This window comes from Bifidobacterium callitrichos, assembly GCF_008698085.1.
Classification (GTDB): Bacteria; Actinomycetota; Actinomycetes; order Actinomycetales; family Bifidobacteriaceae; genus Bifidobacterium; species Bifidobacterium callitrichos.
Genome location: NZ_RZJP01000005.1, coordinates 23,693 through 33,296, shown reverse-complemented (window position 1 = coordinate 33,296; position 9,604 = coordinate 23,693). Strand labels below are relative to the sequence as shown.

Genomic DNA, 9,604 nt, shown 5'->3' with positions numbered 1-9,604 from the left:
TAGAGGTAGAGAGGTAGAGAGGTAGAGAGGTAGAGAGGTAGAGAGGTAGAGAGGTAGAGAGGTAGAGAGGTAGAGAGGGCGTAGGATCTATCGCTTATGTTGTGCTGGAGCGACAGGTCGGTCGGAAACTACTGAGCGGTAGCCGGGCCCTGGTAGCCATCGGGCCCCGTAGCCTCCCGGGCCGACCGGGTAAGTACTGGGCCCTGGTAGCCATCGGGCCGACCGGGTAAGTACCGGGTCGGCCCGATCGCTACACTACACAAAACAGCTCAGTAGCTGCGGGCGCTGAGCCAGTGGTTGTAGGCGCCGGTGATGCCGCCGTAGCGGGAGTTGCAGTAGCCGACGAACCACTTGAACTGGGTCTGGTAGTTGGTGGCCCAGTCCGCGCCTGCGGAGGCCATCTTGGAGCCGGGCAACGCCTGCGGCAGGCCGTACGCGCCGGACGACGGGTTCGTGGCGCGCGGGTTCCAACCGGATTCGTGGTTGATGATGTAGACGGCGGCGGTGAAGTCGTTCTCCGTGTAGCCGTTGGCGATCAGATAGTCATGTGCCCAGCTCTGCATTTCGGAGGCCGGCACGGTGGTGCCGAGCGAGCTGGACGAGGATGCGGTCGAGGACGACGAGGACGAGGTGGAACCGGTGCCGACGAGCACGATCTTGTCGGTCGGAGCGGTCTTCACCCACGAGGCGAACACGTTGGATTCGACGATCTTGCCGCCCGCGCGGGTGACGAGGCTCGTGGTCTCCATCGTGCCGACCTTGCCTTCCTGCTGTACCTTCTCGGTACCCTTGGGCAGTGCGCTCGTCTCCTTCTTCACGGTGTTGAAGGGGATGTCAGTGTCGCTGGTGTCCAGGGTCGCACCGGCGCGTTCGATGGTGATGACGGTCGACTCGGTGACCTTCGTGGTCAGCGAGGGAGAGACCTGATCGCTCGGATCGAGCACGATGTCGCCCTGTTCGAGGACGGACTTGACGTCGGTGAAGTCCGTGCCGAGCACGGTACGTGACTTGCCGTTGATCTTGACGGTCACGTACGAGGTGTCCTCACCGAGCGATCCACGTGCGCCGCCACGGGATGCGGCGGCCGTGCCGGAATCGGTGGCCGAGAAGGCGGTGACCGGCGTGGTCTGCTGCGACTGCTGATAGAAGTTGCGCGAAACCACCGCCGCTCCAGCCAGCATCGCGATAGCCGCGACCACGGCGATGATGCGGATCCACTGGCGTTTGCTCAATGATTTCAGAGTCGGCGTTTTCCTGCGATGATTCGCCATTTCGCTCCTTAGCCTTGGATAAGCTCTGGCACATCTCACGACCGGCGCTCAGCATTGCCGTGACGTTGCCGGTCCTTTCATACTGCCGACCATCCTACCTCACAGGGAAGAAGAAGAACTATTCGGCAGTGCCGTTGCCGCCCGAGCCGGAGCCGGAACCGCCGGTTTCTCCGCCGTTGCCGGTACCGCCGGACTCGCCGCCGGATTCCGAACCGCCGTTGCCCGTACCGCCGGATTCCGAACCGCCGTTGTTGCCGGAGCCGGATCCCGATCCGGTTCCGGTCGAACCCGAACCGTTGCTGCCGGAACCAGAGCCGGTTCCGGTCGAGCCGGTGCCGGTGCCGGTTCCGGAACCGCTGCCGGAGCCGGACGTGTTCGGCCTGGTGGTGGATCCCGTGCTGCCGTTGTAGCGGTTGTTGTACCGGTTATTGGTGTACGACCCGTTGGTGCCGTTGGAGTTGCTGGTGTCCGAGTTGGAGTTGTTGGAATAGCTGCGGCTGCTCGAGTACGAACTCATCGAGTCGTTGACCGCGTTGGTCGCGTCCTGCAGCGCCTTCAGGGCGTTCTGCAGATCCTCGAGCTTCGGGTCGGAGTCGCCGATGAGCTTGTTCGCCGCGTCGATGGCCGACTGCAGGGTCTGACGGGTGGAGTCGTCCGCCACCGCGCCCTCGCTGTTCGTCATCAGCGTCTGCGCGTCGGTCACGGCCTTCTGCAGGTTGTCCTTCGCCGTCTTGACGTCGGCGTCGTTCTTGTCGTCCTGGCTGTCGGTCACCGCCTTGAGTGCGGAATCGACCGTCTTGATGTGGCCGTTCAGCGTGCTCGCCAGCTTCGAGTTCTCCTCGGTGCGACTGGTGAGCTCGGCCGTCGACAGGCTCGCGTCGCACGCGACGGCCTTGCCCGCGCTGCTCGCGTCGGACACGGCGGTCTTGAGCTTGCTGATCGTGGTGGCGTCGGACACCTGATCGACGGTGAGCTTGCTGGCCTCGTCGGCTTTCTTGAGCGCTTCGGCGAGCGAGTCGTTCGCCTTGCTCACGTCGCTTGCGGCGGCCTCGCAGTTGGAGAGCGCCGTGTCGAGCGCGGTCTGGCTCTGATGACGCTGGAAGGCGAACACGCCGCCGACCGCCGCCGCGACGAGCGCCGCGACCACGACGCCGATGATGATCGGCTTGCGATCGACCGCGCGCGTGCCGTCGTTGCTGCTGTGATCGCCGTGACGTGCGTCGCCATCACCATTGTCGCCCCGACCGCGACCGTTGCCGTCGGATCCGCCGGCGATGCCGGAGCCGGACAGACCGGAGTCGCCGGCGGCCGAGCGAGCCGAATCGTTCCGATCCGCCTCGGCGCCGTACAGTTCGTCGGCCTCCTCGGCCTCGGTCGGCTCGTCCGACACGTCCTCGAGGTTCTGGAGCGTCTGATTCTCGCCGCCCGCGACCTTGCCCAGATTGACCGCGCCGGGTGCGATCACCGGGCTCGGCTTGTCCGTGGCGCCGGCGCGTCCCGGAACGGGCACGTTGATGTTGAGCGGCGGCAGCACGGTGGTCTCCGACCCGGAGTCGGACGGGAAGACGGGGGCCGGATTCGTCGAGGAGGGGAGTGCCGAAGCGGGCGTCGCTGCGGCTGATGCCGGCGCGACCGAGACGGCGGGTGCGCCCTGCAGGCCACCCGGGGCATCCGTCGGGATGGCGGTCGAGGTGGCCGCCGGCGCGCCCGTCGTTCGCGCCGTGCGCGAACCGGTCGAACGGGTGGGAGGCATCGGCGGGATGTCCGCCACCGTCGCCGTGGCGTCCGCCGTGGGTGTCACGGGCGGGGTGACGACCGTGGCCGGCGTGACGGCGGGAGGCATGGCCTCGGTCGGCGCGTCCGCAGGCACGCCGGCGGACGGCACGGACGGGAAGGTCAGGTTTTGCTTCATTTCCTCGGGCGAGGGGACGCCGCCGTGCTCGTCGATGTTCGGGAACGACAGTGCGGGGATGTCCCAGTCGTCGTCGCGCTGCGGGTTGAGCAGCGAATTGTCGTTGAATCGCACGTTGTTCGTATCGAGCCCGCTGTCGAGATGCGGCTTGTCATCGGGGTTCGGGAACCCGGACGGGATATTCGTGGGGACCGCCGCCCCGTTCGCGTTCTCATCGCCCTTGCCATTGGTCGACCTGCCGGCCCGATGCCCGGTGTTCTTCGGATTCGTCATACTCTCCAATACCCCCTACGATGCATTGCGTTTCATCATAGTCCGATGTCCATAGGACTGTCATCGCCCGCCGCGAATCGCCCGCCCCCATAGGCCATATGGACCATGACTACAGCCATGACATACAGACGAGAACACCCATCGACGGATGCGGGCGGGACGTCCGCAGGTCGATGGGTGTGCATGGAAACGGCGATGGAGCCCGGCGGCGGAAGGCGCCGGCAGCGGGGAATCCGATGGCCGGCGTTCACCAAAGCGCGCCAATCAGGCGGCCTGATTCTCCTGAGCGTTCTCCTGAGCGCCCTGGGCGGCGGCGAGATCCAGCTTCTTGGCCTGCTCGATCAGATCGTCGAGATCCTCGGCGCGCAGGGCGCCCGCCTGCTGGAAGATGATCTGGCCCTGCTTGGCGATCATCAGCGTCGGCACCGCCTGGATGCCCGCGGCGGCGGCGAGATCCTGGTTCTGATCGATATCGACCTTCGCGAACACGATGTCCTTGTTGTCCGCCTGCTCGCTCGCGGCCTCGAAGATCGGGCCGAACGCCTTGCACGGGCCGCACCAGGTGGCCCAGAAATCGACGAACACGATCTCGTTGTCGTTGATGGTCTTCTCGAACTCGGCGGAGGTGAGGGTGGTGGTCGCCATGTGAAGCTCCTTTAATAGCAGTAACTAACTGATGATGCGCTAACAAGCGTAAGGGTGGGTACTCTTACCCACCAGCAAACCAGCATGTGGCAACAAAGGCAAGGACTTGCGCCCATAGATGATTTCGCTGCCGCGGTTCTCATGCGCACGCGCGATAATGGGACGCATGCCAGTGATGAATGATGAGGTGCCCGATGAGGGCGACTTCGACGCCGACCGTCAGCGCGGCGAATTTGACCATGTGACCCCGGAGGATTTCATCCGCGGCTCCGGCCACGGCAACCCGCCCGGATGGCTCGACCCCGCGGACATCAACCGCGCCCGCAGCCAGATGCCCATCGCCTACGTGGAGATCGTGCCGGTGCGCATCGACGAGTTCGGACGCGTCGCGCAGGTCGGTTCCCTGCTGCGCGTCACCGAGGACGGCTCGGTGGAACGCGCGCTGATCTCCGGGCGTGTGCTCTTCCACGAGACGCTGCGCGAGGCGATCGCCCGCAACGTCGCCAAGGATCTGGGCGATATCGCCCTGCCGATGCTGCCGCTCAACCTGCAGCCGTTCACGGTGGCCGAGTTCTTCCCGACCCCGGGCCTGTCCGAATACTTCGATCCGCGCCAGCATGCGATCGCGCTGTGCTACGTCGTGCCGATCGCGGGCGACTGCCGTCCGCAGGACGAGACGCTCGACGTCGAATGGGTGAACCCCCATTCCGAAATGCTCGACAAGTTCCTCGCCCAGATGACCAACGGCCACGACCGCATCGTCCGCAAGGCCATGGAATGGGCCTCCATATGAGGCCGATAAGCAGGATAAATCATCCCGAGATAGCTTGCCCGAGATGACAATGATGACCAATATGGCAACGATGACCAATATGACCGATACGAACCACACACCGGAGGCGTGACCATGACCTTGACCATTCACAACCGCATTCTGCGCGAGGGCGAGGGAACGCCGCTCGTGCTCGTCAACGCCTACCCGGTCGACGGACGCATGTGGATCGAATGCGCGAAGCGCATCGCCGCGCTCGCCGACGAACAGGGCTTTGAACCCTTCCCGATCTGGGCTCCGGACATGCCGGGCTCCGGCGAATCGCCCGCGCCGAGTGACAAGGAGTCCGGCCGCCGCGCCGAGAACGGCTCGTATCCGGACGCGCTCGACCGCATGGCCGAATCATACGTCGATCTGATCCGCGCCGCCGGCCACGACAGGGCGGTGTGGGCCGGCCTGTCGATGGGCGGCTATCTGGTCACCGACCTGTACCGCCTGCACCCCGAGGCGGTCGCCGCGATCGCCCTGTGCGACACGATGGCCTCGTCCGACGGCATCGGCGGCGAGCCGCGCCTGAAGACCTCCGACGCCTGCGAGGCGACGAACAGCGTCGAACCGGTGATGCACTTCGCCAAGCCCGCCGAGGGCGATTCGACCGTCAAGAAGAGCCAGCCGTTCATCGACCAGATGACCGCGTGGATCAACGACCAGAATCCGGCCGGTCTGGCCTGGCGCCAGCGCATGACCTACGGCCGCACCGAGCTTGCGGGCGTGCCGGAGACGATGGACGTGCCGGTCGCGGTCGTCTCGGGCGAGCTCGACCCGACCAGCAATCCGAGCGTGATGGGCCCGCTTGCCGAACGCATCGGTGCCAACGCGGTCTTCACGCCGATTCCCGACTGCGGCCACTTCAGCGCGGTCGAGCATCCGGACACGGTCGCCCGCGCACTGGTCGACCTGGTCAGGCGTGCGAACGAGGAGAGGGCGTGAGACCATGGGCATCTCCTTCAGCCCGCTGGCGCTGACGCAGGCGCTGCCGTTCCTGCCGCTCGCGCAGGGCGATATCGACTACCAGACCGAACGCCGAGGCGAACCGGACCTCATCGACGCGACCCTGACCGAACCGGCCACGAAGGTGATCCTGACCCGCAACGGCCTGATCGCCGTGCCGCGCGGGCAGGGCGAGCTCGTCGACTACGAGAACGTCAAACTGCGTCTCGCCACCCTGCCGGGCGCCTACATGGCGGACGAGCTCAAGGCGAACCCCGAGGCCGTGGCGATGTTCCTCGGCAGCTACGGCGGTCGTCGCGACGAGCACGTCGTGGCCGTCGACATCACCCGCGTGACCGCGCGTCCGGCCCAGTTCGGCGTCGACGACGGCACCAACGGCTCGTCCCGAGGCAGTGTCGGTGGCGCCGGACGAGCGGCCGGCGTGGCCGGCGTGAGCCACAGCTCGCAGGGCGCCGACGCGGCGTTCGACGAGACGCCGGCCTCTGGCGTGTCGGGCGCGACCGCCCGAAAGAGCCTGCTCGAGCAGGCCCTCGACCGCTTCGACTGGGTGGATCTGCGCGGTTTCGCACCCCACGCCTCCGCACGCGAGGCCGGTCAGGCCACCACGGCCATCTCCCTGAGCATTTGGCACAACCGCCAGCGTCACTGCCCGACCTGCGGCGCGCCCGTCGAAGCCGCCAACGGCGGCTGGGCGCAGCGCTGCACGAACGAGTCGGACGGCCGCCGTCTGCTGTTCCCGCGCGTCGAACCAGCGGTGATCACGATCATCGTCGATTCGGCCGGTCGTGCGCTCATGCAGCACAACGCCGCGTGGAAGAACCCGACGTTGTACTCGGTGTCGGCCGGATTCGTCGAGGCCGGCGAGAACCTCGAGCATGCGGTCCGTCGCGAGGCGATGGAGGAGGTCGGCATCACGCTCGGCGAGGTCAAGTACCTCGGCTCCCAGCCGTGGCCGTACCCCGCATCCCTGATGATGGCGTTCAAGGCGCATGCGCTGACCACCGACGTCCACGTGGACAACGTCGAAACCGTGGAGGCGCGGTGGGTGACCCCCGACGAGTACATGGCGGCGATCATCTCGGGGCGCATGAGCGCGCCGGGCAAGGCAACGATCGCACGGTACATGATCGAGGAGTGGCTCGGCCACGAGCTGTGATCCCACGAGATCCCTCAAGATCCCACGAGATCCCACGAATAGACATCTCAGAAACAGATATTTCATAGTGAGCTATGTCACAGGGATGTTTCCGTTCGGTGAAAATCCGCCGTTTGCGCGGTATTTCACAGGATTGGCATCCCTCTCTGGGATGCGGTTGATGTAGAGTCGGGTTCAGTTCCGCATACGCCGGCCTGGTGCCGGCGGCGAACCGCGGAACGAAAGACGAACCACGTCAACCAAGTAGTGTAAGGAATCGGGAATGACTGACGAGCAGACGCAACGCATGTCGAACTGGCAGCCGGAGTACGGCGCCATGCGTGGCGACTTCGAGTCCACGCAGCGAATGGCCCCGATCGCGGCCGCCGCGGTGCCGATGCCCGGAGTCGCCGGTGGAGCGAACGGCGGCGCATCGTACGCCAGCCGCCATCAGGTCGCGGGTCACGCGCAGGCATCCGCCGCCGGGGCGGTGCCCGCTGCCTCCTCGGTTCCGACCGGCGTCTCCGGCATCACGGATATCCCCGCCGATGCCATCGCCGTCAAGGCCAAGTCGTCCCACAAGGGCCTGATCATCACGCTCGTCATCGTGGGCGTGCTGCTCGCCGCGCTCGTCGGCGCGTTCTTCACCGCGCGCTGGTACTTCTCCGATCGCGTCGCCCCGGGCGTGCGATTCGGCGCGACCAGCGTCGTCGGACAGACCCGTGACGAACTGACCGACACGGTCAACGCGGCCGTCAACGACTCCGCGATCACCGTGAAGGACACGACCAGCGGCGGCTCGGTCACCGCCGCGCTCAAGGATCTCGGCGTGAGCGTCGACGTCGACAAGACCGTCGACAGCCTGCTGGGCGCCAAGTCCTCCTCGAACCTTCTCGAGGACCTCGTGCGCGTCAACCCGTTCAGCCGCGTGAACGTGCCGCTGACGGCCACCACCAACGACTTCACGCTCAACGACTACCTGTCAAGCAAGCTCATCGACGAATCCGGCCGCGCCGTGCCGTCGTCCATCGCGTACAACGCCGAATCCAAGGCCTTCGTCGCCACCGAGGGCCGTTCCGGCTCCACGCCCGACGACACGAAGGTGGTCGCCGCCGTCAAGCAGGCGATCGCCGAACCAGGCACCGCCGCCACGGTGAGCGTCGCCGACAAGACCGTCGACACGCCGATCACGCTCGCCACGGCCCAGCAGGCCGCCGATCAGGCCAACCAGCGCCTGACCAGCCCGATCGTCATGACCAACGGCGACGCGAAGGAGTTCACGCTGCCGGCGGCCGAGGTTGCCAAGTGGATCAAGCCTACCGGCGAGCCGTCGAAGGGCAGCATCACGCTCTCCTACGACACCGAGGCGATCAAGCAGTACCTCGCGGCCCAGCTGCCCGAGGAGCTCAACCAGAAGATGGTCTCCCAGGTCGACATCGTCGACGGTAACGGCACGGTCGTCATCAAGGCCCAGACCAAGGGCGTCAACGGCGTGGCCATCAAGGACACCGACGCCGCGGCCGCCGAGGTCGCCTCCAGCCTCGAACAGGGTCAGGGCGGCACCGTGCAGGTCGCCGCGGACGTGACCAAGTACGACACCAAGCAGAAGAAGAGCGAATACCGCATCGTCGTCGACAAGAGCTCCCAGACCGCCACCGTCTACCAGAACGGCGCGGTCATCAAGACCTTCAACGTCGTCACCGGCAAGGGCTCCACGCAGACCGACAACGGCACCTTCTACGTGTATCTGAAGTACAAGACGCAGACGATGCGCGGCGAGGACTACGTCACGCCGAACGTGCGCTGGGTCACGTACTTCAACGGCGGCGAGGGCTTCCACTCCGCTCCGTGGAACTACAACGCGATCGCCTCGGGAGACCCTGTCAACCACGGATCCCACGGCTGCGTGAACATGTACGACGAGGATGCCAACTGGATCTACACCAACATCCCCGACGGCACGATCGTCCAGGTGGTCGGCTCCCAGCCGTCCGCCCCGACCCGCTGATCACACACCCCCTTCGCACCCCTTTATAGGCCCGGCCGCCCGCCCGATGCGCGAGCAGCCGGGCCTTGTGCATGCCGTTTTTCACATGAGCTTGCTACCCTTGTAGCCATGAACGATGAACTGGATGACGAACAGCCGCTGAACCTCGACGTGCCCGAGCACCTCGAATACTCCGACGACCACGTGTGGATCGACACGACGCTCGAACCCGCTCCGCTCGGCATCACCGATTACGCCGCCGAGAAGCTCGGCGAGCTCGTCTACGTCGACCTGCCCGAACCCGGCACGCGCGTCGAGGCCGGCGACGAGATCCTCGAACTGGAATCCTCCAAGGCCGTTGAACCGCTCATCGCCCCGGTCGCAGGCACGATCCGCTACGTCAATCAGGCCGTGTCCGACGATCCGAGCGTGATCAACTCCGACCCGTACGGCGAGGGCTGGATCCTCAAGATCGAGCTCGAGGACGACGAACCCGAACTGCTCACCGCCGAGGAATACCTGAAGGTCATCCGATGAGCGGCGAGGGGAGCCGGTCGCGCGACGTTCAGCACGGCCAGCATGACCACAACGGCCACAA

8 protein-coding genes are annotated in these 9,604 nt (G+C 65.8%); 5 read left to right on the top strand and 3 right to left on the bottom strand.

Annotated elements, in window-relative coordinates; all coding sequences use genetic code 11:
* Positions 1–269: 269 nt before the first annotated feature.
* From EMB92_RS10635 to trxA, 3 genes are all read right to left on the bottom strand, one after another.
* Complete coding sequence (locus EMB92_RS10635; RefSeq protein WP_150394865.1) at positions 270–1,271, bottom strand: resuscitation-promoting factor; 1,002 nt, start codon at positions 1,269–1,271, stop codon at positions 270–272.
* A gap of 118 nt (positions 1,272–1,389) precedes the next feature.
* Positions 1,390–3,456, bottom strand: a complete 2,067-nt coding sequence (locus tag EMB92_RS10630; RefSeq protein WP_150394864.1) for an FIVAR domain-containing protein — start codon at positions 3,454–3,456, stop codon at positions 1,390–1,392.
* A 264-nt stretch (positions 3,457–3,720) separates the two neighbouring features.
* Positions 3,721–4,101, bottom strand: coding sequence for a thioredoxin (gene trxA / locus EMB92_RS10625; protein WP_107044217.1), 381 nt, complete (start codon positions 4,099–4,101; stop codon positions 3,721–3,723).
* Positions 4,102–4,276: 175 nt separating this feature from the next.
* Between trxA and EMB92_RS10620 the strand changes: the two genes are divergently transcribed.
* From EMB92_RS10620 to gcvH, 5 genes are all read left to right on the top strand, one after another.
* On the top strand, positions 4,277–4,894 hold the full coding sequence (locus tag EMB92_RS10620; RefSeq protein WP_190973670.1) for an NUDIX hydrolase family protein: 618 nt from the start codon (positions 4,277–4,279) through the stop codon (positions 4,892–4,894).
* 114 nt (positions 4,895–5,008) lie between these two features.
* Positions 5,009–5,863: an alpha/beta fold hydrolase gene (locus EMB92_RS10615; RefSeq protein ID WP_150394862.1), complete on the top strand. Its 855-nt coding sequence runs from the start codon at positions 5,009–5,011 to the stop codon at positions 5,861–5,863.
* Between the two features lie 4 nt (positions 5,864–5,867).
* Entirely contained in the window at positions 5,868–7,040 is a 1,173-nt protein-coding gene (nudC, locus tag EMB92_RS10610) for an NAD(+) diphosphatase (RefSeq protein WP_150394861.1), read from the top strand.
* Between the two features lie 262 nt (positions 7,041–7,302).
* A complete protein-coding gene (locus EMB92_RS10605) occupies positions 7,303–9,027 on the top strand; it encodes a L,D-transpeptidase (protein WP_223847707.1) in 1,725 nt (574 codons plus the stop codon).
* Positions 9,028–9,135: 108 nt separating this feature from the next.
* Positions 9,136–9,543, top strand: coding sequence for a glycine cleavage system protein GcvH (gene gcvH / locus EMB92_RS10600; protein WP_043165097.1), 408 nt, complete (start codon positions 9,136–9,138; stop codon positions 9,541–9,543).
* The last annotated feature ends 61 nt before the right edge of the window (positions 9,544–9,604 follow it).